Below are 26,276 nucleotides of genomic sequence, written 5' to 3'. Positions count from 1 at the left end.
CCCCTAGCCTCTAACTTGCATTAGTCCCCAGTAAATCCTCAATCGCTTGGCGTTCAAAAGGTGTTTCTGATGGTGGTGTTTGACGAGCATCCGTAATTAGCCAATCTAAAGCAGCAGCTTGAACATCTATTGCATTTCCCGTTTTATCTACACAGTAACGTCCAAACACTAACTTATCAACCAGTCTGACTCCCGGACCAATCGCGACCATTCAAAAATTACACTGTTCTCTACCGTTGCACCATTGCATATCCAGCAATTAGGCCCAATCATAGCCGGTCCGACAATTTTAGCACCGTCTTCTATCCTGGTCATACCACCAATGTAAACTGGTCCAGTAATATCCACCTTGTCCCAATTCACCGCCACATTTAAACCAGTGTAAATACCAGGAGCGACTTGATTACCTGGAATTTGCACATTTTTAATATCACCTAACAGTACACCATTAATTGCCCGCCAGTAATCTGGTACTTTACCAATATCTACCCATTCAAAGTCCATGGCAATAGCGTAGAAAGGCGCACCAACTTCTACTAAGTTGGGAAATAACTGGCTACCAATATCATATTCCACCCCAGAAGGTATGTAATTAAACACCTCTGGCTCAAAAATATAAATCCCAGTGTTAATGTTGGTGCTCAGAGCTTCCTCTTGCAAGGGTTTTTCTTGGAAAGCTTTAACACGACTATCATCGTCAGTGACCACCACACCGTAACTAGAAACCTCTTCCATGGGCACAGATTTCGTGATGATTGTAGCAATTGACCCTTTGGATTTATGCCACTTGACAGCCGCAGACAAATCTAGGTCAATCAGAGCATCACCACACAAAACCACAAAGGTATCATCAAAAAAAGGTGAAAAGTCCTGGATACGCCGCATCCCCCCAGCTGAACCAACAGCTTCTCCCACCAGTTTGCCGTCATCATCAATTTTGCCTTCAAAAGAATAAGCGATTTCTACCCCAAACCGTTGACCGTCACGAAAATAGTTTTCAATTTCCTCTGCCAAATGGCTAACATTGACCATAATCTGGTCAAATCCATGTTGGCGCAAAAGTTCCAGTAGGAATTCCATCACTGGCTTTTGCAGGATGGGAATCATCGGTTTGGGAATTGTATAGGTAATGGGACGTACACGAGTACCCTTACCCGCAGCGAGAATCATGGCTTTCATAAAATTTTATTCCTCAAACACAAGCCAGTTTACTTTTATCAAGTGATACTTAATCATCCGAACTTCTGGTGTAAGTAACTCCTCAAAACAGGGATAACAGGAATTTGCCCGTCATTGCAACCTTTTAAGCATAACCACATAACAACTGACAGATGATAATTTTAACTAATTAGCGTAATTCCCCAGTCTTCTAAAAGCCGGGCAATACAGTCATATAGTCCCTTGAGACCAACGATGTTGACAATACTTGATACCTATGAGCAATCGTTTTCTAGACGGGTAACATCAGCGAATTGCCAAATAAATTTGACATGAAAATGCCAAACTCTTTGAAACAGGTAAAGCGCACATATAAAAAGCGAAGTAGCTCAAGTGGATAACTCCTAATTTACAACCCTAGGGGCGAAAATCGTAAATTTTGTACAAATGTGAGAGTCTTAGCACCAGTTTCGTTAAATCTCGCACCAAACGCCCTTGGGCAGTATGTGTAAGAGGATGTTTGTCAAGTCATGATTAGTGTATCGAATATTATTTGACCCCTCCCTAACCCTCCCCTTGTAAGGAGATGGGACTGGATTTTATTGTTTTATTGTTTTGGTGTGTTCGGTGTGTTCCCCCTTCCTCATTCCCTGTTCCCTGTTCCCTGTTCCCTGTTCCCTGTTCCCCCTTCCTCATTCCCTGTTCCCCCTTCCTCATTCCCTGTTCCCTGTTCCCTGTTCCCTAAGATAAAAATTACCTGTTGAAAACTTATCAAACATCCTCTAAGCTTGTGCAGGTATCCACACCCACAGGCTGGGTGCTTGCATTTAGTGCAACTTTTAAGCTAATCAAAGCGATTAAACTAGATTAACTACGGCATCCGTCAATTCTGACTCCTCAGAAAGCATGATTTCATCATGGGTCACGGTGAAGGCAGTTGCTTGCAAAGCACGCAATAAAATATTGCGTGCGCCATTTACATCACGAGAAATCTGTATTCCGCAATGTGGGCATTTAAAAATTTTGTTTCCACCTAATTTATAGTGAACATGACCGCAGTTACCACAGGTTTTTGACGTATATGATTCGTTACAAAGAACGACTATTACACCTTTTCTTTGTGCAGCTTGCTTGAGATGTCGCTCAAATTTGTAATGGGAAAGAGTCAACATTTGCCTTACAGACTTACTGTTTATTCTGCGTTTCTTGCCACTACGTTTTTTAATCACCATTTGACTATAATCAAAGGTTGGTAAGTAAATTACTTTGTAGCAATTAACAAGCAAGTTAACAGCTTTGTTATGCAAATCTTTAATTAAATTCTCAATTCTTTCTCTGACACGATTAGCAGCAATACGCATCTTTCTACGTTTACGGCACGTTGTTTTGGTAGAACGGCTGATGAGATTATCAAGGTGCTGACACAATCTTTGTATGCGTCCGATGTCTCCCGTTCCAATCTCTAAGACATTCTCGCCATCAAAACCAGTTAAGAAAGTACGATTACCGGGGTCTAATGCTATTACCCTATCACTACCAGTAGGTACGGTTTCTTTATGTTGAGGAAAGCAGCCAAACCATTTACCACGACGGTATACAAGCTCTGTGCCATATTCGCATTGCTCAGGAATAGTTTGACCAATTGTGGTAAAGCCTAAACCTTTGGTTGTGCGCGGATACCAGGTAGCATTTTTGAAATTGCCCACCTTGAATTGGATAGCTTGGCTTGTGGCTTTACAGCTTTTAAATTTCGCGCTACCACCTTGAGTGCGAGCCTGTTTAAAGGCATCAAATGCCTCAAAACAAGCTTCTTGACGTTGATGCCCTGGTAAGGTTTTCACCCATGACGGTACATCAATTTTTTGAGCTATTTTATCTAATTCCTCAGCAGATATCTTAACTTCTTTTTCTGTGCTAGTTTTCTGATCAATAATTACCCTGAATTGAGTATCATAATTATTGTGAAGATAACTGATACATTGATTGAAGTAATAACGATAAGCAGCAAGCCAACGCTTCCAAACTCGATGTAATTCTTTACTAGGAAATAGCCTGATTTTCAATACACTGTTCGGTAACTGCTTTGTCGATTCCTGGTGACGCGACTTCTTTTTGTAAGTCTTCTTTGATGATTGACGTGTATTTTCTAAGCCCGTATAACCTGCTAGAGAAACAGTGGATGCTCGACAGCATATCTTGTACGAGTTCCTGCTCTGGACTGAGCTTGCGGTCATTGAGAACCACGAGTTCGCACTCAAATTTTGTGCATAACCACCTAACCAATTCAAATCCGAATCGGACAAGTCGGTCAGGGTGGGGAAAGACAATACGTTGGATATCGCCGTCGATGATTCGTTCCAGAATGGCGAGGAATTTTTTCCGTTTAAAATTGAGTCCCCTTCCAACTTCTGAAATAATTTCAGCCTCTGGATATCTTGTGCGTAAGTGTTCAAGTTGTCGTTTTCCTTGGGAGTGACATGCTGCATCAAAACTTCATTAAATCAACTACTTTTAGTCTAGCGTGATTTAGTAATATTTCCTCGTTTTAAGCAACTAATTTACAATTAGTTACACGTCTCTAGGGGAGACGGATCAAACAAGAATCCCCGTCACCAAGCATACGGGAAGTGTCAATTGGGTCAATCTGTCAGTAGGCGAATTTGAATGTCCTGGTAAAACTCGTCTTGTAATAACTCGACTTTAGATTGAGACGACAGCAGTAGTAAGGCCCAAAAAACGCTAACTAGGGGGCGGTTTTCTGACTCATGGCTAGAAGTATTTTGCCGTCCTTGCTTTGTTTGAGTCCACAAATCTACCAGTTGTTCTAGACTCAAACAATTTTCTCCTAATAATAGCTCTGTTCTAGAAGAATGCAACACTTGCTCTAGTTCTCCAGCTACCTCAGTCAAATTTTCCTGGTGAGCTAACTCTAGGCCTGCCGCATATTTTGGCATCTGGGGTGACGGTGGGGGGAAACACGCTTACTAGATTTCTCAACCAGTTTTAGCTGGTGCGCCATAATTTGCAATTGCTTGATTAACTCTTGCACAGTCACACGACGCTTTGGCGGTGGCATTGCTGAGGGACGGCGCCGCAAGTGCCGCTCTAATTGCAGACGATGAGCATGATGTAATAACCCACCTTCACTGAATAAGATGGCATCATCTGCTATATCATCCTCGACCTCTTCCACTGAAGATAATTGCATCAAAGTGTTGGCCTTAAATAAGACTAGCATCGATGCTGACAAAAAAGCTTGTCCTGATTGCGACAAATCTGACTCATAGCCTTTAGGTGTGTCCTCCGGTGCCATTAATTCTAGGTAACGGTCAATCACCTTAATTACTTCAACATCCCAAGGATCGATGTCGCCTTGTTCAGCCTGCTCAATGAGCTGTGTAATTGTTGCTAATAACTCGGAAGCATCCATAAAATTTACGAAAAACCTTAATCAAAGATTTTCTGGATATATTTAACTTTCCCCTACGTCAAGTAGCAACATCCAAGTAATCTCAAACTTTCTGGATGGGATCGAGGCACAGCCGTTTGTGCCTGTAGTTTTAGGACTTTGGACTAAGACTACAAAGGTAAAACACTAGATTTATTGAGTATTTTATGAACGGTGATCAGTTTTTATGATTTAAATTTCACAAACCAACCGCGATGCCTAGTCTCCAGGCATCGCGGATTTTAGATAAAAATCTAAAATCCCCAATCGATATTAGCGATTCACAGCCGCAGCTTCTCGCGCCGCAGTCGCTTGATCTGGGTGTATACCTAAACGTGTGAGATTAATCCGTCCTTTATTGTCAATTTCTCGCACTTTGACAATTACTTCATCTCCAACGGCCACTTCATCTTCAACTTTGCCAACGCGATAGTCAGCTAGTTGAGAAATGTGAATCATGCCTTCTTTTCCAGGCAGAAATTCTACAAATGCACCAATGGGGATAATCCGAGTCACACGCCCTACATAAACATCACCTTCATTTAACTTACGAGTCATACCTTGAATGATGTTACGGGCTTTCTTGGCGCGGCTTTCATCCACAGCAGAAATGGTGACAGTTCCATCGTCTTCGATGTCAATCTTAGCACCAGTGTCTTCAGTAATAGCCTTAATTGTTTTCCCTCCAGGCCCAATCACCAGACCAATCATGTCTGAATCAATCTTGATAGTCAATAAACGCGGGGCATAGGGTGAGGTTTCAGGACGTGCTTCTTGGATAGTCTCGAGCATTTTCTCCAGAATATGCAACCGGGCTGATTTAGCTTGGTGGATGGCTTGGGCAATAATCTCCAATGACAGACCGGGGATTTTCATATCCATTTGCAAGGCGGTAATACCGGTATCTGTCCCGGCTACCTTAAAGTCCATATCGCCTAAAAAGTCCTCAATGCCCTGAATATCAGTGAGAACTCGCACCTCGTCATCTTCTTTAATCAAACCCATTGCAGCACCGCTCACGGGTTTGATAATTGGTACACCAGCAGCCATCAATGATAGAGTGGAACCACACACCGAGCCCATAGAAGTAGAACCGTTTGAAGAAAGCACTTCCGATACGACACGAATCACGTAAGGGAATTTTTCTTTTGGTGGTAGCACAGGTATCAGCGCCCGCTCTGCTAAAGCACCATGACCAATTTCGCGCCTTCCTGGAAAACGCATAGGTTTAGTTTCCCCCACGGAGAAAGGCGGGAAGTTGTAATGATGCAGGTAGCGTTTACATTGGTCTGATTGCAAGTCGTCGTTGAGACTTTGAGCATCTCCAGGAGTACCAAGGGTGCAAGTGGATAGTACTTGGGTTAATCCCCTGTTAAATAAACCACTACCATGGACTCGTTTGGGTAACACATCAACTTGACAAGAAACAGGACGGACTTCATCGAGTTTGCGACCGTCAACGCGGACGTTATCTTCAATGATTTGACGACGCATCAAGTGCTTGGTTATGTCTTTAAAGTGATTACCTATTCCTTTACCGTTTGCGATCGCAGCAACTCGAACCTCATCTTCTTCTGGTAATTCCTCGATCGCACTAGTAATTTTTTCCTTCACAGCGTCCAACGCTTCATCCCGTTGGGCTTTGCTGTATTCAAACTGAGATAGGATTTTCTTAATCTCATCGCTGGCGCGATCGCGGATAAAATTGCTCACAGTCAGGTCTACCTCTGGTGCTTCTCCTTGCACAACTTGCAGACCCATTTCCGCCAATAAATCTTCCTGAGCTTGGATTAAATCTCTAACTGCTTCGTAACCAAAATCAATTGCTTCGATAATATCTTGCTCTGGCAATTGATTGGCTCCCGCCTCCACCATGATCACACCGTGGGGTGAACCAGCCACTATCAGATCCAAGTCTCCGCTTTGAATTTCTGCATAGGTGGGATTAATAATGAAATCATCACCCACTAAGCCTACCCGTACTGCCGCCATGGGCCCATTAAAGGGAATTTGTGCGATCAGGGTAGCAATGGAAGCCCCAGTAACTGCGAGGACATCTGGTGGTACCAACTCATCCATGGACAGGGTAAAGGCAATAATTTGCAGGTCATCCCGCAACCATGAAGGAAACAAAGGCCTCATGGGGCGGTCTATTAACCGGCTAGTCAGAATTGTTTTCTCTGGTGGACGTCCCTCTCGCCGCATGATCCCTCCGGGAATCCTACCTGCAGCATACAGTCGTTCTTCGTAATCTACTGTCAGGGGAAGAAAATCAATTCCTTCTCTACCCTTTGCTCGCGTAGCGGTTACTAAAACAGATGTGTCCCCCGATTCTATGAGAACTGACCCACCAGCCTGGGGAGCTAGTAAGCCCACTTTTAGTCTAATATCCCTACCATCGAAGGATATTGACTTATCAACTTCTGCCATTCAGTTTTTTTTCCTTCTCTTTCTCTATTCTCTCTCTGTGGCAATCCTAACATTTATGCTCTCAGACTGACTTCTAGTACACACAAAGATAAATAAGTCCTTGAGCACCAAGCACGATATAATATTATCCTCCTATCCTCCCCGCTAACTGCCCAGAGCATAGCTTCACTGTCAGGTTTGCTGCTATCACCAGCATATAGCCTTTTTCAGGCTCATGAAGTACACACCAATTCCCTATTCCCTATTCCCTGTTCCCTGTTCCCTGTTCCCTGTTCCCTCAAACTAAAAAAATGTACCTCACGAGCATGGGAAATGCTATATATTCGCCCAGAAACCTTTCTCAACCCTGACCGCGTAAGCCTGGTTGTACAATAAAACCAGCGTTGCAAATATCCCCCACATACTGGGGAAGTTTGGCTGCATATCAAATACCGCCAAGAGATTTATTAGTTTATTTTACAGGAACTTTAGTAGTTAAAAGATGACAATTTTACACGGAAATTGGTTAGGAAAGCCTGAAAATAGTTGTTTATTTATTTGGGGTGAAACTTGGCGATCATCACGGGTAAACCTCGATTTTAGTGCGTCCACAAATCCACCACTACATCCATTGGCTATCAACCCATTAGAGTTGTGTGAATGGCTGATTGCCCACAACATCACAATTTCCGATTTAGTCCAGCAAAACCAAGTTGCACTGACAACCAGTCGGCAAACTCGTAAAAGTACAACTGCTACTCCACTCAGTCTACCAACCCACTCTCAAATAATTGCCTTACCAACTCATATCCCGGAAAACAATCAGCAAGAAATAGGATTTATTTGCCCCTTACATTCTGGTACCTTGGCATCTGAAATTAACTTACCCCAATATCTCCAACCCTGGAGAGTGGAGGGTTTTTGTCTTCACCCCAGTGCAGCTATAAAATTTCTGGCCACTGTGCCCTTAAATGCTGCTACCGAGGGGGATACTTTATTCGCTGGAGACCTACGTTTCTGGTCACAGGTTGCGCGTTGGAGTTTGGATTTAATTTCCCGGTGTAAGTTTTTGCCCACTATTCAAAGACAGTCTGATGGTTCTACTGTTGCTAAATGGCAAGTCCTCTTAGACAGTGCTATAGACGGAACACGCCTAGAAAAGTTTGCCACCAAGATGCCATTGGCTTGTCGTACTTATCAAACAACTCCTGAGTTAGAAGAAAAATACTTAGCCCTAGACTTCCCCACTCAACCACAGGAATTATTGCTGGGATTCCTTAATAGTATAGTAGATACCCAAGTGCGACAGATATTAGCAGGTCAGCCTCTATTAGAAACCAGAGTAATGGCATCTCTAGCCTCAGCGGTGCGACAGTGGTTGCAAGCTTTAACTAGTACCTCTGACACCTTTAATGCAGATGCGCTGGAAGTAGAAAGACTCGAAGCAGGGCTGAAAGCTTGGACTATGCCATTACAGTACCAATTGTCAGGAACAGCCTTATTTCGCTGCTGTTTCCAGTTGCTTCCCCCGGCATCTGGCGGTACTGATTGGACATTGGCATATTTTCTACAAGCAGCAAATGATCCTGATTTCTTAGTAGATGCAGCAACCATTTGGGATCACCCCGTGGAGCAATTAGTTAATCAAAACCGCACCATTCATCAACCCCAAGAAACATTATTGCGCGGGTTGGGGTTAGCTTCAAGATTGTATCCAGTTATTGCACCCAGTTTAGAAACAGAATATCCCCAATCTTGTCACCTTAACCCATTGCAAGCATACGAATTTATTAAGTCAGTGGCGTGGCGGTTTGAAGATAGTGGTTTAGGGGTAATTTTGCCTCCTAGTTTGGCAAACGGTGGAGGCTGGGCGAATCGTTTGGGGTTAAAAATTACTGCTCAAACCCCAAATAATCAGCAGGGACGGTTAGGTTTACAAAGTCTACTCAATTTCCAATGGCAATTGGCAATTGGTGGGCAGACAATTTCTCAAACAGACTTTAATAAACTTGTAGCTTTAAATAGTCCACTGGTAGAAATTAATGGCGAGTGGGTAGAGTTGCGACCCCAGGATATTAAAACCGCACAGGCATTTTTTGCCGCTCGTAAAGATCAAATGTCACTTTCCTTAGAAGATGCTTTACGTCTGGGTTCTGGAGATACCCAGTCGATTGAAAAGTTACCTGTGGTCAGCTTTGAAGCATCAGGAACATTGCAAGAATTAATTGGAGCGTTAACCAATAACCAGGTCATCGCACCTCTACCAACACCTACTAATTTTCAAGGACAGTTACGACCTTATCAACAAAGGGGTGCAGCTTGGCTAGGGTTCTTAGAACGTTGGGGCTTGGGTGCGTGTCTCGCAGATGATATGGGACTGGGAAAAACCATTCAGTTAATTGCTTTTTTACTGCACCTCCAGGAACAAGACGCACTAGTAAATCCCACCCTGCTGGTGTGTCCAACTTCTATTTTAGGTAACTGGGAGCGAGAAATTAAAAAATTTGCTCCTAACCTCAAAGTTTTGCAGCACCACGGTGATAAACGTCTCAAGGGTAAAGCTTTTGTAGAAGCAGTTAAAAAACACAATGTCATTATTACTAGTTACTCCCTGATTCACCGGGATATTAAAACTTTACAAAGTGTTGATTGGCAGGTAGTTGTATTAGATGAAGCTCAAAATGTCAAAAATCCAGAAGCTAAACAATCCCAGGCTGTCAGGGAGTTAAAAACTACATTTCGCATAGCCCTAACCGGTACACCAGTAGAAAATAAACTCCAAGAACTGTGGTCAATTTTAGATTTTCTCAATCCTGGGTATTTGGGAAATCGGCAATTCTTCCAGAGACGGTTTGCTATACCAATTGAAAAGTATGGTGACACGTCATCTTTAAATCAGTTGCGGGGTTTAGTACAACCGTTTATTTTGCGCCGTCTAAAAACAGACCGTGATATTATTCAAGATTTGCCAGAAAAGCAAGAAATGACGGTTTTTTGTGGTCTGACTGCACAACAAGCGGCACTTTATCAAGAAGTAGTAGAAGCATCTTTGGCAGAGATTGAATCTGCATCAGGGTTGCAACGGCGAGGGATGATTTTAGGCTTACTCCTTAAACTCAAACAAATCTGCAATCATCCAGCCCAATATTTAAAATTAGGGACATTAGAACAATATACTTCTGCCAAACTACTACGACTGGAAGAAATGTTAAGCGTGGCTTTGGAAGAGGGAGATAGGTCTTTAATTTTCACCCAATTTGCTGAATGGGGTAAATTATTGCAAGCTGATTTACAGCAAAAAATGGGTAAAGAGATATTATTTTTATATGGTCGTACTAGTAAACAACAAAGGGAAGAAATGATTGACCGTTTTCAACACGACCCCCAAGGACCGCCGATTATGATTCTTTCTTTAAAAGCCGGTGGTGTAGGATTAAATTTAACCAGGGCTAATCATGTATTTCACTTTGATCGGTGGTGGAATCCTGCGGTTGAAAATCAAGCTACTGATAGAGTATTTCGCATTGGTCAAACTCGTAATGTGCAAGTGCATAAATTCGTATGTACTGGCACATTGGAAGAAAAAATACACGAGATGATTGAAAGTAAAAAACAATTAGCTGAACAGGTAGTTGGCGCGGGTGAGGAGTGGCTCACGGAAATGGATACAGACCAATTACGTAACCTCTTAATACTCGATCGCAGCGCCATAATTGAAGAAGATTAGCAGGAAAAGGCTTTGTCAAAAGGCAATTGAGCTGGCCGTTAGTTTATGTCACAAAAATTAACCCATAAATCAAGTAAAATATAAGTTAATTTTACAGAAAGATTATGAATCATGCAACGTTACAGGCAAGCCGTGAATGGTGGTCACAAAAATGGCTAGAGTTACTGGATTCTTATCGCTTTAAAAAGCGTTTGGAACGGGCGAGAAATTATTCTCGTCAAGGAAATGTTCTCAATATAGAGTTTAAAGGTGCAAAGGTACTAGCTAGAGTCCAAGGTAGTGAAACTGAACCCTATAAGGTTTCTCTGTCTCTCGATCATTTCACCCAGGAAGAGTGGGGTTATGTGATTGAAAGTATGTCCCACAGGGCAATTTTTGCAGCCAAGTTGTTAGCAGGGGAAATGCCGCAAAATATTGAGGAAGTGTTTACAGCCAATGGTTTGTCTTTGTTTCCTTTTACCCTCTCTGATGTGCACAGTAAATGCTCTTGTCCTGATAAAGCAAACCCCTGTAAGCATATTGGTGCTGTATACTATCAGTTAGGCGATCGCTTTAGTGAAGACCCATTTGTGTTGTTTCAACTACGGGGACGCGCTAAAGAGGAAATTATCAATGATTTACGTCAATTACGCCGTGCTAAGGTGAAAGTTGCACCACCTAAAACACCCCAGATTCAACCACCACAGACACACCCCCAATATTCTGTTAACCTGAGTTCATTCTGGCAATACAATGAGCCACTAGATTCTTCATTGGTGGTAATTACCCCCTCTAGTAGCGAGACAGTATTAGATGTATTAGGGGCGATTCCTTTAGGGAAAACAGAAGAAAGTTTAGTTGGTCCGACCTCCGGTGATGTGGTGACCAGATGTTTAGGTACTGTTTATCAACAGGTCAGTCAGCAAGCAATGTTAGCAGCGATGAATATAGGAGGGGGTTGATCTGAAATATTGTTGTAGGTGACAAATTCTTTTAAACTGACTAGATAAGTTGAAAATCCTAATAGTCCCTCGTGATGGAAAACGATTCGGAATACATCAGGCAAACAGAAGCTACTCGTGTACGTGTACTCAGCGAAGCACTACCTTACATTCAACAATTTGTAGGTCGCACTGTTGTTGTTAAATATGGCGGTGCTGCCATGAAAGATAGTAACCTCAAGGACAAGGTTATACGGGATATTGTTTTTTTATCCTGCGTTGGTTTGCGTCCAATTTTGGTACATGGGGGCGGTCCTGAAATTAATAGTTGGTTAAATAAACTGGGCATTGAAGCACAATTTAAAAATGGTTTGCGCGTCACCGATGCTCCCACCATGGATGTGGTGGAAATGGTTTTAGTGGGTCGAGTCAATAAGGAAATTGTTTCGCTGATTAGTCAGGCTGGGGGCTTGGCTGTGGGACTATGTGGTAAAGATGGTAACCTAATTACAGCCCGCCCCCAGGAGCAAGAAGGTATTGGTTTTGTGGGAGAAGTCAGTAGTGTAAATATCAAAGTTTTGGAAATCCTCTCTAGTAGTGGCTATATTCCGGTAGTGTCTAGCGTAGCTACGGACGAGAATGGACAAGCTTATAATATTAATGCTGATACCGTAGCAGGGGAAATTGCAGCCGCACTGGGTGCGGAAAAGTTAATTTTATTGACTGACACCCCCGGTATTCTTAAAGATTATAAAGACCCGTCTACCTTGATTCCTAAAGTGGATATCCGCGAAGCGCGGGAGCTAATTGCTAATGGTATAGTTAGTGGTGGTATGATTCCTAAAGTAACTTGTTGTGTGCGATCGCTCGCTCAAGGTGTAAGTGCAGCACATATTATTGATGGTCGCATTCCCCACGCCCTACTCCTAGAGGTTTTTACTGATGGTGGTATTGGTACTATGATTCTCGGTTCCCAGTTTGCCTCAAAATAATTAACTGCGATCGCCTTGTGGATATTCTGGGTATCGTCAAGTATTAACCCTCATGTGCGATCGCTATTGAGATTTAACCCAGACTGACCAATGTCTAGTTGTTGGTGTATAACAGGTGAGTACAGAAAATTTAGAAATTGCCAGAAGTCTTTACCAGACAGGAAAACTTAACATTGAAAATGGGCAATATCGAGAAGCTGTGGAAAATTTGCAACAAGCCAGCGCCCTATTATCTCGCAATTCTCGCCTGGGGGGTGAAGTAGAAATTTGGCTGGTCACAGCTTATGAAGCAGCTGGACGGAATCAAGAAGCCATTGATCTTTGTCAAGAACTGCAACGTCACCCCTTCCCAGAGACTAGCAAACAGGCAAAGCGGTTACTTTATATTTTAAAAGCTCCAAAACTCCAGCGCCCCAGTGAGTGGATGACGGAAATACCCGATTTAGGTAAATTATCGGATAATGATCAGAAAATTCGTGCTACTGGTAATCCTGTTAAATCTACCCGTCAAGTAGCTATTGAACCGGAAATAATAGACCTTAACCAGGTGAATACAAAAGATAATCGGTTTATTTGGGTGGCACTAGTTGTTATTGTGTTAACACTCTCATACTTGGCCTGGTTAAGTGTTTAGAATTTTTACTCTCAGGTTTGACACTCCTCATGCCTAAGTCGGTGAGCGAAGTCGAACCGTCAACCGTCAACCGTCAACCGTCAACCGTCAACCGTCAACCAATAAAACTATAATGATGATAAATATTAGGTAGTGTTTATGGTGACAACAACCCGCACTAGTGAAACCGCATCACCTCCAGGAATGGTTATCACCTGGGAACCGTTACCGCCTGATTTTGATCTACAAGAGGATGAACCGGTGGATAATACAGGGCAACCACTATTAGCAGGAGCATTAAGGGAAAGTTTAGAAATCACCGGTTGGATTCAGCCACAAATGTTAATTGCTACCAATTTTGGCTTATGTGCCACCGTAGAGGGGCAGTTTATTGCTAAAGCCCCTGATTGGTTATATGTACCCGCAGTTAAAGAGATATTACCAGATAGAAAAAGTTACACACCCCATTTAGAGGGAGATATCCCCGCCATAGTCATGGAATTTCTCTCAGATAAAGAAGGGGGAGAATATTCAATCAAGCCTACCTACCCACCGGGAAAATGGTTTTTTTATCAGCACATATTACAAGTACCCGTGTATGTAATTTTTGAACCAGAGGGAGGATTAATAGAATATTATCAGTTAGAAAATGGCCAGTATGAATTAAAACAGCCAGATGAAAATGGGCGTCACTGGGTAGAGAGTATGGGGCTGTTTTTGGGAACTTGGAGAGGAGAAAAGGGGGGACGCAGTGGCTATTGGTTGAGATGGTGGGATCAGGAGGGGAATGTATTACCCTGGGCGGTGGAGAAGATTGAGCAGGAACGCCAGCGCGCTGAAGCAGAAAGGCAAGCCAAGGAAAAACTCAGAGCCTATTTACAATCCCAGGGCATTGACCCCGATAATTTACCCTAGATTGCTCAATAGGAAATTTTAGCATCTGGTCTGAGGAGCGATCGCCCTTCCGTCAACAGTCACCCGTCAACAGTCACCCGTCACCCGTCACCCGTCAACAGTCACCCGTCAAGCGTCAACAGTCACCCGTCAAGCGTCAAGCGTCACCCGTCACCCGTCACCCGTCACCCGTCAAGCGTCAACAAGACAGCGATCGCACTATATCTGCTACACTAAGCAGCCGGGTAATAAATTACGCGTCTGATAGCGAAAGTCCACTATAAGTGGACTATTAGGTTAAATAGGGTAGTCTAGGCAATGGTTATTAATGGAATTTATAATGTTATATTTAACACTCAGTCGGATTAATCCGACTTGAGCTTTTAGACGGGGGTTTCTAACCCCCGGCTCCCTATTGTCGAGCTTCATGGCGATCGCATGACCATAGGCGATCGCCCTTCCGTCACCCGTGGTCGGTGAGCGGAGTCGAACCGCCAACAGTCAACAGTCAACAGTCAACCGTCAACCAATAAAACTATAATAATGATAAATATTAGGTAGTGTTTATGGTGACAACGACTCGCACTAGTGAAACCGCATCACCTCCAGGAATGGTTATCACCTGGGAACCGTTACCGCCTGATTTTGACCTAAAAGAGGATGAACCGGTGGATAATACAGGGCAACCACTATTAGCAGGAGCATTAAGGGAAAGTTTAGAAATCACCGGTTGGATTCAGCCACAAATGTTAATTGCTACCAATTTTGGCTTATGTGCCACCGTAGAGGGGCAGTTTATTGCTAAAGCCCCTGATTGGTTATATGTACCCGCAGTTAAAGAGATATTACCAGATAGAAAAAGTTACACACCCCATTTAGAGGGAGATATCCCCGCCATAGTCATGGAATTTCTCTCAGATAAAGAAGGGGGAGAATATTCAATCAAGCCTACCTACCCACCGGGAAAATGGTTTTTTTATCAGCACATATTACAAGTACCCGTGTATGTAATTTTTGAACCAGAGGGAGGATTAATAGAATATTATCAGTTAGAAAATGGCCAGTATGAATTAAAACAGCCAGATGAAAATGGGCGTCACTGGGTAGAGAGTATGGGGCTGTTTTTGGGAACTTGGAGAGGAGAAAAGGGGGGACGCAGTGGCTATTGGTTGAGATGGTGGGATCAGGAGGGGAATGTATTACCCTGGGCGGTGGAGAAGATTGAACAAGAACGCCAACGCGCTGAAACAGAAGCCCAAAAAGCTCAACAAGAACGCCAACGCGCTGAAGCGGAAAGGCAGGCTAAGGAAAAACTCAGAGCCTATTTACAATCCCAGGGCATTGACCCCGATAATTTACCCTAGACTACTCAATAGGACATCTTAGCATCGGGTCTGAAGGGCGATCGCCCTTCCGTCAACAGTCAACAGTCAACAGTCAACAGTCAACCGCCAACCGTCAACCGTCAACCGTCAACCGTTAACCTTTATATGAATCATCCTATTTTGAACAAGATTTTCGTGAGATTGACTAGAGCATTAAGTTTTGTCTTAGTAAAAATGGCTTTGGTGGTCAAGCTGATAGGTAGGAATCTCATCCATCGGATATTTGCCATTAAAAATCCTATCTTGTGGCTGGTTGTGTTGACATCACTACTGTTGACTGGGTGTGTAGAGTACGATGCGGGAGTGAATTTTAATCACTCCAACAGTGGCGAAATAGTACAGCATATTAAACTGGGAGAACGACTCACTAGCTTTAGTCCCGATTCTGTATCTGAATGGTTACATAGCATAGAACGTCGCGCCCGTCAACTAGATGGTAAAAGCCAACGAATTTCCGCCTCCGAAATTATTGTGAAAATTCCCTTCAGTAATGGTCAAGAGTTGCAAGAGAAATTTAATGATTTTTTTAACTCTCGTGGAAATGAAAAAGCTGAGGGTGTACAGCAATCATGGGAGTCAGCACCACCGAAAATTGAATCAAATTTATTCATAGATCAAAACAATTTTCTCTTGTTAGTCAGGAATCGATTAATTTATGATTTGGACTTGCGATCGCTCTCCTTAATTGCCGGTAGAGGTAACGTGTTATCGGATACTGAATCAATTCTAGAACTCAATTTTAGTTTAAATACCCCTTGGGGAGCCAGAAATATTGAACAAAACGAAACTGCTATCCCACCCCAGAAAAAAGGCAGGGAATTAGTATGGCAGATCCCACCAGGTCAGGTAACCCATATAGAAGTAGTTTTCTGGTTACCTAATCCCCTGGGTATTGGTGGTTTGTTAATTATCCTGTTCATCTGGGGAGGAATTTATGTGAGATATAGTTTCATGCCAGATCCCAGAGTTCAGTTTACATCTAGTACTAAAGTACCAGTTACAGAATAAACAAAAAAACTGGGAAAATCTAATTCCCAGTCTCCACTCTTCAAGGTGACAAGCGCTCAATTTTCCAACTGCTATTATCCCAGCAGCGAGTATAGAGCAATCGGTCATGCAGGCGACTGGGGCGACCTTGCCAAAACTCAATTTCTGTGGGAATGACTCGGTAGCCTCCCCAATGAGGTGGTCTAGGAACTTCCTGATTTTGATATTGGCGCTGGAATTCTTGGAGTTGTTGCTCTAAAACTTCCCTACCAACAATTACCTGACTTTGATTAGAAGCCCATGCACCCAAACGACTACTAGGGGGGCGCATCTCAAAATAGCTATCAGACTGTTCTGGGGAAATTTTCTCTACAGTCCCCACAATTCTGACTTGGCGTTCCAATTCTGCCCACCAAAATACTAAAGCTGCTTGGGGATTTGCTGCTAGTTCTTGTCCTTTGTGACTATTGTAGTTAGTGAATAAAACAAAGCCTTGGTCATCAAAGTCTTTGAGTAGTACCATTCGTGCTGAAGGCTTACCGTCTGGTGTAGCTGTGGCCAGAGTCATAGCATTGGGTTCAGGAAGTTGGGCTGCTAGTGCTTGTTCAAACCATGTTTGAAATTGAATCACAGGATTGGGGTTAATTTCGGTTTCGCTCAAATCTTGCAAGGTGTAATCCTTGCGAAGATCAGCTACGGTCTTGTCCATGTGAGTTTGTATATTTTAGATAAGTTTGCTAAATAAAAGAAGTAGCCTATTAATTAGGCTTTAATTCCACCAGTAACACAAAGCATTGTGAATGCCAAACGTCTTCCAGAAACTACAGCCCATGTCAGAATTATCCGTCAATCGTGGCAACTCGGCTTTCTTGAGGGTGAAGTAAGTGCGGGTAACTTCGAGTGGTATTTCCAATGGCATTTTCGCCGAGGAGAACTTTCTGTTAAGCCTTCCCAAGGTCGGGCTTTGATTAAAGAACCTCTTGGTCGTTTTTTAGAACAACAGGATTATCAGTTAGAGCCGGGAGGGGATTATGCTTTTACTATTAGGGCTGAACTTTAGTTCAAACAGTAAGAAGCCTCTAGTCTTACCGCGAACCGGAAGTGATGAGATGAATTGCAAGTGAGTAATGTAATTCAACGCTTAATCAACATTAGTGGTTAGGCGATTTAAGTACCGTTCAATCAAGAGCAGAGCCACAATATCATCTATGGGTCGTGGTGGCTGTCTCATACCCTGGGGGACGAGTTTTGTTAGCCCTTTGGGGGGGTACATCTGCCAATAGCGATCGCGTGCTTCTAGGGTGCTGTAGCGCTCATCGACTAAAATTATACTTAGCTGCTCTACCAGTGCTTCGCGCAATTGCTGTTTCCATTGTTTAGCAGTGGTTTGGTTTCCCATGACCATTAAGGAAACCGGAAACTGTTGACGTAGGGTTTCAATGGTAGGGATGGCCTTTTGTGCAGTTACAACTTGGTGATAGTACAATTGTCTATCTAGTCCCATGACTGCTAGACCACACTTATCTTTACCGGGGTCGAAGCCTAGGATGACTGGTTGTGTGGGTGAAAATTCACTAAAAGTCATAATCAATACGCTGAAATTTCATCAATGGCTTGATTTAATTATTTTTTTAGGTGTTAAAAATTACTTTTCCGTTTAGTATTCCTAAAAGCCTGATTCTTAAAGGACCTGCTGTATAAGTGTCCTCCAGAGCGATCGCTTTAATTTCCAAAGGTTGATCATATAGTCTCAATTGTAAGAAAAAGCGTAAATGAGTACCTTCTCTTAACAAACCCTCCACAATTCCAGCATTACGGGCCGAAATTCCGAAGCGGAAATCAGCAAATCTAGTCTTTGGGACAGCTGATAGGATGTCATCTTTTTAGGGTCAGCAGTAGTGGTGGCTAGTACCTCGCCTTCGGAAAACACTAGTTGATTTCGGGCTGCATCTGCAAAAAATTCTATTTGGTTTTCTCCGCGAACGTAATTACCCGCAGAGAAAATTCGCACAACGTACTCTCGACCATCGCTAATCTGCTGGCTCAGTTGTTCTACCCTCTGTGGGTAACCTCGATCAGCTGTTTATTTGTAGGATTTTCCCCGGGTTCAGTTAATTGAATGTTGGCATTGTGGTTAGCTGCTTGCAACAGTTGTATTACCAGTTCACGGGCTGCACTAGGTTGGTTAACGCGAACCACCTTCGCCGCCAGGACTTGATTGCGAACTAGTGCGAGTTTGCCCAGACGTAGGTCACGGTATGATTGATAATACTTTTCTAGCCTTGCGACTTCTTGTTCTAAAAAATTCTGTTGTTTTTCTAATTCTTTGAGGAGGGCTTCCCTTGTGGCGATTACTTGCTCTCGTGCAGCAATTTCTTGATTACGTTTTTTGATCAGTGCATCAAGTTGGGTAATTTTGCGATCGCGCCCTTCTATTGCTGTTTTAGCTTCGGCATAAAGTCGTTGTCGTTCTCCCCTTAGTTGTGCAATAGCCCGCTGCAATGTTTGTCTTTGATCGTAAACCCTTTGCAGTTCAGTTAAAGCTTTTTGATACTGACTTACTACTTCACCTAGCTGGGTTTGGGTACGTTGAAGTTGAGTTTGTGTTGCTTTTTGTTTAGCGTTAGCTGCTTGTAAGGACTTATTAATTACCTGCAACTGTCGCTCCGCCTTAGTTTGTTCAATTCTAGCTGTGCTTAACTCAACCTCTACCTGGCTTTTCTCCGATTCGGCAATTTTGAGCTGTTCCCGCTTGTTTCTCAGGTCTTTTTGAATATCTTCTAGCTCAAATACCCCTTGCCGCAATCCTTCATCAGCCGCAAATAAGATCCCTAATGTTGAAGCGGAAATTAAGCCGCCAGTAAATATAGTTACTAGTACAGCCGTTTTTTTCGGACGCAGGTTAAATAGTGAGAGGCGTGCCTTGCCAACTCGTGTGCCAATGCGATCGCCCACGGTGGCAATTACGCCCCCCAAAATTAAAATTGCCGCGATCAGGATGTACCCGGTGGTCATCTTCAGCTACCGTTCACGTAGTGTGCCGGATGCATAATGCTTCCAGATACAGCCTACTACTTTCAAGGATGATCTTGTAGGGGAAGACAGATAGGCAATAGCTGAAACTACTGAGAATTTTCGATTTATCCCCAATGGGTGTAATTTTGAAGAACACAACCCTTGCCACTCCACCTCCCCCGATTGATTTTAAGTGAACTGCTTACTTAAGGTAACAGGTTTATGCACCGTAATCTTCTTTTTGTGGATAGAAATCATTTGTTTCTCACGCAGGTCCCCTAATAACCTAGTGACCGTTACCCGAGTTGAACCAATTGCCTCAGCGATCGCCTGGTGAGATAACTTCAGATCAATCGTAATCCCATCAGCACAAGGAACACCAAAATCACGACAAAGAATTAACAGAAAACTCACCAATCTCGAACCCATATCCCGGTGAGCCAAGGTTTCAATCATCATCTCTGTCTGTAAAATCCGCGAAGATAGGCCTCGCAGCATCAACATTGATAATTCTGGATTTTCCTTAAGGGCTTGTTCCACCTGTTCAATGGGGGCTGACAGTAACTCTACAGGCGTAAATGCGACTGCATGGTAAAATCTATCAGACTTATTTCCCGTCAGTAATGACAACACACCAAAAACACTATTTTCCCGCAGCAGTGCTACCGTTATTTCCTCTCCTCCTCATATACCCTGGAAAGTTTCACAGCACCCTTCAAAAGAAAATAAACTCGTTCAGCAGGATCGCCGGGAAAAAATATTGTTTTGTTGCGTTCAAATGTTTCTACAACTGGAGGAAATGCTCCGGTCGCCATCTGACGAAATACATTTGCTAGGGCTTTATCTTGTGTCACGATCATCTCCCTTCCCCTACCCAATGCCGGAAAAACAAAAACTGATTACCTAAGAATACACCTGAAAAATCAATAAAGCACCGTCAACCTTTCTGTACATTCCTATACTCAAACCCATAACTTCATGGTTATTTGTTCATAATGATACATAATTTTTCATGTTTTTAGCTAGTAGTTGTTATAAGTACTTACACAGTTAAGGTCATCAGGTTTTTCGCCCAAAAATTCACGATATCTTGAGAATATATTCAGGATTATCTAGACAAAGTTTTGAGAAAACAGTCCCCTAAATGATCATTTCTGCAAATGATGTGCCAAACCAAGACCAACTCGGCGCAGATTCTAGTATGCTCCTAATGATTGATCTCATTCACAATTTCTATGCTGAATCTGACTGGAAAAAACGCCTTAGTTACAGGGATTGCCAATAACCGTTCCATTGCCTGGGGGATTGCTCAACAACTGCATAAAGCCGGAGCTAACTTGGGTATTACCTACCTGCCAGATGAGCGAGGCAAGATGGAGAAAAAGGTGGCCGAACTGGTAGAACCTCTCAACCCCAGCTTATTTGTTCCCTGTAATGTGCAAGATGACGAGCAGGTGAAATCTACCTTTGAAGCAGTTCAGAATCAGTGGGGAAGATTGGACATTCTCATCCACTGTCTGGCCTTCGCTAACAGAGAGGATTTGACCGGTGGATTTAGCCAAACCTCACGTTCTGGGTTCAAAACAGCGTTAGAAATCAGCACCTACTCACTAGTGCAGTTAAGCGGTGCGGCTAAACCGCTGATGACCGAAGGGGGTAGTATCATCACCCTCACATATCTGGGTGGTGTCAGGGCAATTCCTAACTACAACGTCATGGGAGTAGCTAAAGCCGGCTTAGAAGCTAGTGTACGTTATTTGGCGGCTGAACTCGGACCTGACAACATTCGGGTGAATGCTATTTCCGCCGGGCCGATACGGACATTAGCATCTTCGGCAGTAGGCGGAATTTTAGATATGATTCACCATGTAGAAGAAGTAGCTCCCCTGCGACGCACTGTTACTCAGCAAGAAGTGGGCAATACTGCTGCTTTCTTGTCTAGCGATTTAGCCAGTGGCATTACAGGACAAGTTTTGTATGTAGATGCAGGATATGAAATCATGGGAATGTAATAATTAATCATTGTTAAGGTTAACGGTTGACGGTTGACGGTTGGCGGTTAACCGACAAAATACAGTCACCAAGCATCACTCATCAGTCATGCGCCCTCCATAGGGTCTGTGATTTCCCCATTCCCCATTCCTGATTCTCCACCTATGCAAACAAGCGATACCTTCGGTAAGGACTCACTCCAAGGCCAAATTAATTCGACTCACACTGCTCGCATAGCCTCGATTCATCGCACCACTGGCGAAACTGATATAAAAGTTACTATTAACTTGGATGGTACGGGCATCTGCACAGCAGCAACTGGGATTCCATTTTTAGATCATATGTTGCATCAAATTTCCTCCCATGGGCTGATTGACTTAAATGTCCAAGCTCAGGGAGACTGGGAAATTGATGATCACCACACGAATGAAGATGTGGGTATCACTTTAGGGCAAGCTTTCAGTCAAGCCCTAGGTAACAGGAAAGGTATTATTCGTTTTGGTAATTTTCTGGCACCATTGGATGAAGCTTTAGTGCAAGTGGTGCTGGACTTTTCTGGCAGACCTCATCTGAGTTATGGCTTGGAAATTCCCACCCAGCGAGTGGGAACCTACGATACTCAGCTAGTACGGGAATTCTTTGTAGCATTGGTTAACCATAGCCAAATGACATTACACATTCGTCAACTGGATGGCATTAACTCCCATCATATTATTGAGGCAACATTTAAAGCTTTTGCCAGAGCAACCCGAATGGCGGTGGAAATTGACCCCCGTCGGGCTGGTAACATTCCCAGTTCTAAGGGTATTCTGTAGGAGTTAACTAGCAGATAAAATGTAGTTTTGCGACCATTTCTGTACGAGTTGAAACACCAAGCTTACGAAACATCCGTTTTAAAGCTTGCTTGACAGAATTCTGTGTGATCCAGAGTTGTTCACCAATTTCGGCATTGGTTAACCCCTGTGCTACCAACTCGGCAATTTCTAACTCACGCACGGTTAAGGGACTGACTAACAGTGAATTGGATATTTTTGCTTCTTTGGCTCTGAGAGTGGCAAGTTTTGCTGATAAATGAATGCACAAAGCGCTTAAGTCAGCTAAGTCATCGCCATTAAAGGGATCAGTCCCTTGATCGCGAGCTAAGTTTAATGTCCCCACTAGACGACCATCGCAAACAATTGGCCCAGTCATCACGTGTTCATGGTCATGACGGGGACAGAAATGTTTCCAATCTCCTGGTGATAGTATTAATTGTTCATGGGCGGGAGCGTGTCGTTCCACTACATAACGACCAACTGGATTGTTTTCCATACATACGGCGGGAATGGCCTGAACATTAACCGCATTTGGCTGTTCATTGATGAGATAGATCCCGCAATGTTGGACGCCAAAATACTCACCAATTTTATCCATGAGCGCCACTCGTAGTTCCTGCTCGTTGCTGACATTTGCGATCGCTTGAAATATAAGGGAAAGAGAATTAGGCATAAGTGTACCCACTTGGGGACTATGCGAAGCTTCATATTTACTTCTATGCTAATACCAGCCAAGATAAAACGCTAATATAGCTAGTCACTCTGGGAGAAGTAGATGACAATTACAAAACTTTCCGCTCAGGAACTTTTCCGGGCTGCTTATGAAAATCGCTACACTTGGGACAAGAGTTTTCCCGGTTATAGCGCAGATATTACTTATAAATATGATGACCAACTATTTACAGGTCAAGTTGTCATCGATGCTAACCTCAAGGCGGAAGTGTTGGGGGTAGAAGATGAGCAAGCAAAGAAAGCCATTCACGGACAGGCGTGGGAAATTGCCATTCACCGCGTCCGTCGCAGCTTTGAGGACACTCACAGTGAGAATAAATTCAGCTATGGAGACACTGACGAGACTGGTGCAACTGAAATTTTAGTGGGTGGTAAATCTGAAGGCGATAAATATAAGGTTCGCAATAATGAGGTTTGCCACGTCCACCGTTTAATTCACGGTACTTTTGTGACAATTAACACTTTTAGCAGCCATGACACTGGGGCGGGTTATTTGTCCCATACCTATGATTCTGTATACCACGATCCCAAAACAGGGCAACAAAAAGGTGGGAGAAGTGAGTTTACCGATGAATATGAAAAAGTTGGCGCATATTTTGTTTTAAATCGTCGGGAGATTCGCACTCAAACAGATGGAAAAATTTCCACTCAAGAGTTTGTCTTCTCCAACATTCAACTTTTGTCACCTGTTACGGTTTAAGCTGAAGTTTTCAAGGGAAATAAGAAGCGATCGCTTCTTATTTCCATTCAGGGGGGGGTGAGGAGAACTTATTATACCATTCCCTGAGATGTTTTGTGCCGATCCAACTTCAGCATCAACACACCCAACGGTGGTAGACATAAATCGAGGGAATAAGGACGACTATGTAAAGACCAATTATCAGTCCATTTACCACCTAAGTTACCCATATTACTGCCGCCATAGGGACGGGCATCACTGTTAAACAACTCGGTATAAAATCCTTCCTCTGGTACACCAATGCGGTAGTGAGAGTGTGGTTGGGGAGTGAAGTTGCAAATCACCACAATGAAATCATCAGAATCCTTGTCATGACGGATAAAAGAAACCACACTATGACGGTTATCGCTACAATCAATCCACTCAAAGCCATCTTGGGCGAAATCCTGAGTATATAAAGCTGGTTCAGAACGGTAGAGAAGGTTTAGATCCTGGAAAAACTGCTTTAATTGTTGGTGGTCTTGATATTGTAATAATTGCCACTCCAAATCTGCCCAGACATTCCACTCACTCCATTGGCCGAACTCCATGCTCATAAACATTGTTTTCTTGCCTGGGTGAGCAAACATATAGCTAAATAAACAACGCACATTCCCTAACTTCTGCCATGTATCACCGGGCATTTTGCCGATGATATTGCTCTTACCATGTACCACTTCATCATGGGACAAAGCCAGCATGAAGTTCTCACTGTGGTTGTACCACATACTAAAGGTAATATTATTTTGATGGAACTGGCGGAACCACGGATCCATACTGAAGTAGTCCAGCATATCGTGCATCCAGCCCATATTCCACTTTAAATTAAACCCTAGTCCGCCTGTGTAGGTAGGCCAGGACACCATAGGCCAGGAAGTGGATTCTTCTGCAATGGAAAGAATACCTGGGAAATAGCTAAAGATAATGTGATTAACTTGACGCATAAAATCTGCGGCTTCTAAGTTCTCTCTACCCCCGTATTCGTTAGGTAGCCATTCTCCTGCTTTGCGGCAATAGTCTAGGTAAAGCATGGAAGCCACAGCATCAACGCGAATACCATCAATATGGTATTTATCAAACCAAAAGAGGGCATTAGCTACTAGAAAGTTTCTAACTTCGTGGCGATTGTAGTTGAAAACTAAAGTACCCCATTCTTTGTGTTCTCCTTTGCGCGGGTCGGAGTGCTCATAAAGGTGAGTACCATCGAAGAAAGCTAAACCATGACCATCTTTAGGAAAGTGACCGGGAACCCAATCGACAATTACACCAATATCGTTTTGGTGGCATTTGTCAACAAAATACATGAAATCTTCGGGGCTGCCAAAACGTGAAGTGGGGGCATAATATCCAGTTACTTGATAACCCCAAGACCCATCAAAGGGATGCTCCGCAATGGGTAGCAGTTCTAAATGGGTGTACCCCAATTCTTTGACATAGGGTATCAGTCGGTCTGCTAGTTCTCTATAGGTGAGGAAGCGTGCGCCTGGTTTGAGTTCTGAAACTATAACTACGGGTTCTGTCTCACCATTGGGTAATTTAGCTGGTTCTGAACTAGAAGCGTGTAACCAAGAGCCTAAATGCACTTCGTAGACGGAGACTGGTTGGGTCAGGGGGTCGGTGTGACGACGCTTTTCCATCCAGTCTTGGTCACTCCAAGTGTAAGTATTTAAATTAGTGACAATGGAGGCAGTTTTGGGACGGGGTTCCTGTTGGAAAGCATAGGGATCTGATTTTTCGTAAATATGCCCTTCAAAATTTTTAATTTCATACTTGTAATGCTCTCCTACGCCGATTTCAGGAATGAATAATTCCCAAACGCCGGTGGAGCCTTTGCGCATCTGGTGTTTACGCCCGTCCCACAGATTGAAGTCTCCTAGCAAGGAAACATTACGAGCATTGGGAGCCCAAACGGCAAAATAAACACCTTTAACACCGTTGATCTCTGTGGGATGGGCTCCCATTTTTTCGTATATTCGGTGATGATTGCCTTCGGCAAACAAATGTAAGTCAAAGTCTGTTAGTTTCGCAGACCGGAAGGCGTAGGGGTCATAGGTGACACGCTCATGCTCACCTTCTTTAATCCGTAACTGGTAGTTTGTCAGTTCCGCTGTTTCAATTATGCATTCAAAAAAATGTGGATTATGTACTGTCTCCATTGGGTATTCCTGACGCTCCTCAGGAAGAATTACCGATGCTGCAGTCGCATTTGGTAGGTAGGTTCGCACAGCCCAGACTTTTTTGCCATTTTGTTCTATGCAATGAGAACCTAGTATTTCAAAGGGATCGTGATGCTGATTCCCAACTATACGGTTAACCTGTTCTGGGATAATTGTGGTCATAGAGATGAAGCTACCTAGATTTGAATACAGTAATTGAGTGAGTTACTCCCATTGCTGACCCTAGAGAGTAGATCTGGGTTTTCCCCAGAAAGAACTAAATTTATGGTTCTAAATTTATGGTTCTAAATTTAT

18 protein-coding genes and 5 pseudogenes are annotated in these 26,276 nt (G+C 43.3%); 11 read left to right on the top strand and 12 right to left on the bottom strand.

What is annotated here, in order from left to right; genetic code table 11:
- Window positions 1-10: 10 nt before the first annotated feature.
- The 5 genes and pseudogenes from AC6IZ0_RS16235 to AC6IZ0_RS16215 form a co-directional block, all read right to left on the bottom strand.
- Window positions 11-1,179: pseudogene (locus AC6IZ0_RS16235) on the bottom strand (nucleotidyltransferase family protein).
- Between the two features lie 836 nt (window positions 1,180-2,015).
- Entirely contained in the window at window positions 2,016-3,221 is a 1,206-nt protein-coding gene (locus tag AC6IZ0_RS16230) for an RNA-guided endonuclease InsQ/TnpB family protein (RefSeq protein WP_497723863.1), read from the bottom strand.
- Window positions 3,199-3,609, bottom strand: a pseudogene (locus AC6IZ0_RS16225) (IS607 family transposase); the annotation flags it as partial. The gene AC6IZ0_RS16230 and the pseudogene AC6IZ0_RS16225, both read right to left, overlap by 23 nt.
- Before the next feature lie 188 nt (window positions 3,610-3,797).
- A pseudogene (locus AC6IZ0_RS16220) lies at window positions 3,798-4,588 on the bottom strand (segregation/condensation protein A).
- 291 nt (window positions 4,589-4,879) lie between these two features.
- On the bottom strand, window positions 4,880-7,036 hold the full coding sequence (locus AC6IZ0_RS16215; protein WP_271731602.1) for a polyribonucleotide nucleotidyltransferase: 2,157 nt from the start codon (window positions 7,034-7,036) through the stop codon (window positions 4,880-4,882).
- A 481-nt stretch (window positions 7,037-7,517) separates the two neighbouring features.
- Between AC6IZ0_RS16215 and AC6IZ0_RS16210 the strand changes: the two genes are divergently transcribed.
- From AC6IZ0_RS16210 to AC6IZ0_RS16190, 5 genes are all read left to right on the top strand, one after another.
- A complete protein-coding gene (locus AC6IZ0_RS16210) occupies window positions 7,518-10,742 on the top strand; it encodes a sll1366 family intein-prone helicase (protein WP_497723861.1) in 3,225 nt (1,074 codons plus the stop codon).
- 104 nt (window positions 10,743-10,846) lie between these two features.
- Window positions 10,847-11,683: an SWIM zinc finger family protein gene (locus AC6IZ0_RS16205; RefSeq protein ID WP_497723859.1), complete on the top strand. Its 837-nt coding sequence runs from the start codon at window positions 10,847-10,849 to the stop codon at window positions 11,681-11,683.
- 71 nt (window positions 11,684-11,754) lie between these two features.
- Window positions 11,755-12,654 carry an acetylglutamate kinase gene (gene argB / locus AC6IZ0_RS16200; RefSeq protein WP_497723857.1) on the top strand — a complete coding sequence of 300 codons (900 nt, stop codon included), beginning with the start codon at window positions 11,755-11,757 and terminating at the stop codon, window positions 12,652-12,654.
- A 115-nt stretch (window positions 12,655-12,769) separates the two neighbouring features.
- Entirely contained in the window at window positions 12,770-13,288 is a 519-nt protein-coding gene (locus AC6IZ0_RS16195) for a tetratricopeptide repeat protein (RefSeq protein WP_271731608.1), read from the top strand.
- Window positions 13,289-13,426: 138 nt separating this feature from the next.
- Window positions 13,427-14,182: a Uma2 family endonuclease gene (locus AC6IZ0_RS16190; RefSeq protein WP_497723855.1), complete on the top strand. Its 756-nt coding sequence runs from the start codon at window positions 13,427-13,429 to the stop codon at window positions 14,180-14,182.
- A 276-nt stretch (window positions 14,183-14,458) separates the two neighbouring features.
- Here AC6IZ0_RS16190 and AC6IZ0_RS16185 read toward each other — a convergent pair whose 3' ends face one another.
- The gene (locus AC6IZ0_RS16185; RefSeq protein ID WP_497723853.1) at window positions 14,459-14,659 is read right to left on the bottom strand and encodes a hypothetical protein; all 201 of its coding nucleotides are present in this window, start codon (window positions 14,657-14,659) and stop codon (window positions 14,459-14,461) included.
- A gap of 68 nt (window positions 14,660-14,727) precedes the next feature.
- On the opposite strand from AC6IZ0_RS16185, the gene AC6IZ0_RS16180 reads away from it, so the two are divergent.
- On the top strand, window positions 14,728-15,525 hold the full coding sequence (locus AC6IZ0_RS16180) for a Uma2 family endonuclease (RefSeq protein ID WP_497723851.1): 798 nt from the start codon (window positions 14,728-14,730) through the stop codon (window positions 15,523-15,525).
- Between the two features lie 126 nt (window positions 15,526-15,651).
- Entirely contained in the window at window positions 15,652-16,554 is a 903-nt protein-coding gene (locus AC6IZ0_RS16175) for a DUF3153 domain-containing protein (RefSeq protein WP_497723850.1), read from the top strand.
- A gap of 40 nt (window positions 16,555-16,594) precedes the next feature.
- On the opposite strand, the gene pdxH is transcribed toward AC6IZ0_RS16175, so the two are convergent.
- Window positions 16,595-17,242, bottom strand: a complete 648-nt coding sequence (gene pdxH, locus AC6IZ0_RS16170; RefSeq protein ID WP_497723849.1) for a pyridoxamine 5'-phosphate oxidase — start codon at window positions 17,240-17,242, stop codon at window positions 16,595-16,597.
- Between the two features lie 87 nt (window positions 17,243-17,329).
- Here pdxH and AC6IZ0_RS16165 point away from each other — a divergent pair, with 87 nt between their 5' ends.
- Window positions 17,330-17,593 carry a DUF3146 family protein gene (locus AC6IZ0_RS16165; protein ID WP_271733968.1) on the top strand — a complete coding sequence of 88 codons (264 nt, stop codon included), beginning with the start codon at window positions 17,330-17,332 and terminating at the stop codon, window positions 17,591-17,593.
- An 81-nt stretch (window positions 17,594-17,674) separates the two neighbouring features.
- Here AC6IZ0_RS16165 and AC6IZ0_RS16160 read toward each other — a convergent pair whose 3' ends face one another.
- The 3 genes and pseudogenes from AC6IZ0_RS16160 to ntcA form a co-directional block, all read right to left on the bottom strand.
- Entirely contained in the window at window positions 17,675-18,118 is a 444-nt protein-coding gene (locus tag AC6IZ0_RS16160) for a pre-16S rRNA-processing nuclease YqgF (protein WP_271733967.1), read from the bottom strand.
- A 46-nt stretch (window positions 18,119-18,164) separates the two neighbouring features.
- Window positions 18,165-19,548, bottom strand: a pseudogene (locus tag AC6IZ0_RS16155) (DUF3084 family protein).
- Window positions 19,549-19,737: 189 nt separating this feature from the next.
- Window positions 19,738-20,408, bottom strand: a pseudogene (gene ntcA, locus AC6IZ0_RS16150) (global nitrogen regulator NtcA).
- A gap of 375 nt (window positions 20,409-20,783) precedes the next feature.
- Here ntcA and fabI point away from each other — a divergent pair.
- Together fabI and hisB are read left to right on the top strand one after the other, a co-directional pair.
- Entirely contained in the window at window positions 20,784-21,560 is a 777-nt protein-coding gene (gene fabI / locus AC6IZ0_RS16145; RefSeq protein WP_271733964.1) for an enoyl-ACP reductase FabI, read from the top strand.
- Window positions 21,561-21,704: 144 nt separating this feature from the next.
- Window positions 21,705-22,355, top strand: a complete 651-nt coding sequence (gene hisB, locus AC6IZ0_RS16140) for an imidazoleglycerol-phosphate dehydratase HisB (RefSeq protein ID WP_271733963.1) — start codon at window positions 21,705-21,707, stop codon at window positions 22,353-22,355.
- 7 nt (window positions 22,356-22,362) lie between these two features.
- Here hisB and AC6IZ0_RS16135 read toward each other — a convergent pair whose 3' ends face one another.
- A complete protein-coding gene (locus AC6IZ0_RS16135; RefSeq protein ID WP_497723847.1) occupies window positions 22,363-23,028 on the bottom strand; it encodes a LuxR C-terminal-related transcriptional regulator in 666 nt (221 codons plus the stop codon).
- 102 nt (window positions 23,029-23,130) lie between these two features.
- Between AC6IZ0_RS16135 and AC6IZ0_RS16130 the strand changes: the two genes are divergently transcribed.
- Window positions 23,131-23,787, top strand: coding sequence for a DUF3386 domain-containing protein (locus AC6IZ0_RS16130; RefSeq protein ID WP_271733960.1), 657 nt, complete (start codon window positions 23,131-23,133; stop codon window positions 23,785-23,787).
- Between the two features lie 71 nt (window positions 23,788-23,858).
- Here AC6IZ0_RS16130 and glgB read toward each other — a convergent pair whose 3' ends face one another.
- Complete coding sequence (glgB, locus tag AC6IZ0_RS16125) at window positions 23,859-26,150, bottom strand: 1,4-alpha-glucan branching enzyme (RefSeq protein WP_497726082.1); 2,292 nt, start codon at window positions 26,148-26,150, stop codon at window positions 23,859-23,861.
- Window positions 26,151-26,276: the final 126 nt, after the last annotated feature.

Source organism: Anabaenopsis sp. NIES-4685 (assembly GCF_059725405.1).
Note: the sequence above shows the minus strand (reverse complement) of the source record. Positions and strands in the feature narration are given on the sequence as shown.

Bases quoted from the DNA above. Each gene is read 5' to 3' on its own strand.
- AC6IZ0_RS16215 (WP_271731602.1), bottom strand. From the start codon at position 7,036: ATGGCAGAAGTTGATAAGTCAATATCCTTCGATGGTAGGGATATTAGA.
- AC6IZ0_RS16210 (WP_497723861.1), top strand. From the start codon at position 7,518: ATGACAATTTTACACGGAAATTGGTTAGGAAAGCCTGAAAATAGTTGT.
- AC6IZ0_RS16205 (WP_497723859.1), top strand. From the start codon at position 10,847: ATGAATCATGCAACGTTACAGGCAAGCCGTGAATGGTGGTCACAAAAA.
- AC6IZ0_RS16190 (WP_497723855.1), top strand. From the start codon at position 13,427: ATGGTGACAACAACCCGCACTAGTGAAACCGCATCACCTCCAGGAATG.
- AC6IZ0_RS16180 (WP_497723851.1), top strand. From the start codon at position 14,728: ATGGTGACAACGACTCGCACTAGTGAAACCGCATCACCTCCAGGAATG.
- AC6IZ0_RS16175 (WP_497723850.1), top strand. From the start codon at position 15,652: ATGAATCATCCTATTTTGAACAAGATTTTCGTGAGATTGACTAGAGCA.
- pdxH (WP_497723849.1), bottom strand. From the start codon at position 17,242: ATGGACAAGACCGTAGCTGATCTTCGCAAGGATTACACCTTGCAAGAT.
- AC6IZ0_RS16160 (WP_271733967.1), bottom strand. From the start codon at position 18,118: ATGACTTTTAGTGAATTTTCACCCACACAACCAGTCATCCTAGGCTTC.
- fabI (WP_271733964.1), top strand. From the start codon at position 20,784: ATGCTGAATCTGACTGGAAAAAACGCCTTAGTTACAGGGATTGCCAAT.
- hisB (WP_271733963.1), top strand. From the start codon at position 21,705: ATGCAAACAAGCGATACCTTCGGTAAGGACTCACTCCAAGGCCAAATT.
- AC6IZ0_RS16135 (WP_497723847.1), bottom strand. From the start codon at position 23,028: ATGCCTAATTCTCTTTCCCTTATATTTCAAGCGATCGCAAATGTCAGC.
- AC6IZ0_RS16130 (WP_271733960.1), top strand. From the start codon at position 23,131: ATGACAATTACAAAACTTTCCGCTCAGGAACTTTTCCGGGCTGCTTAT.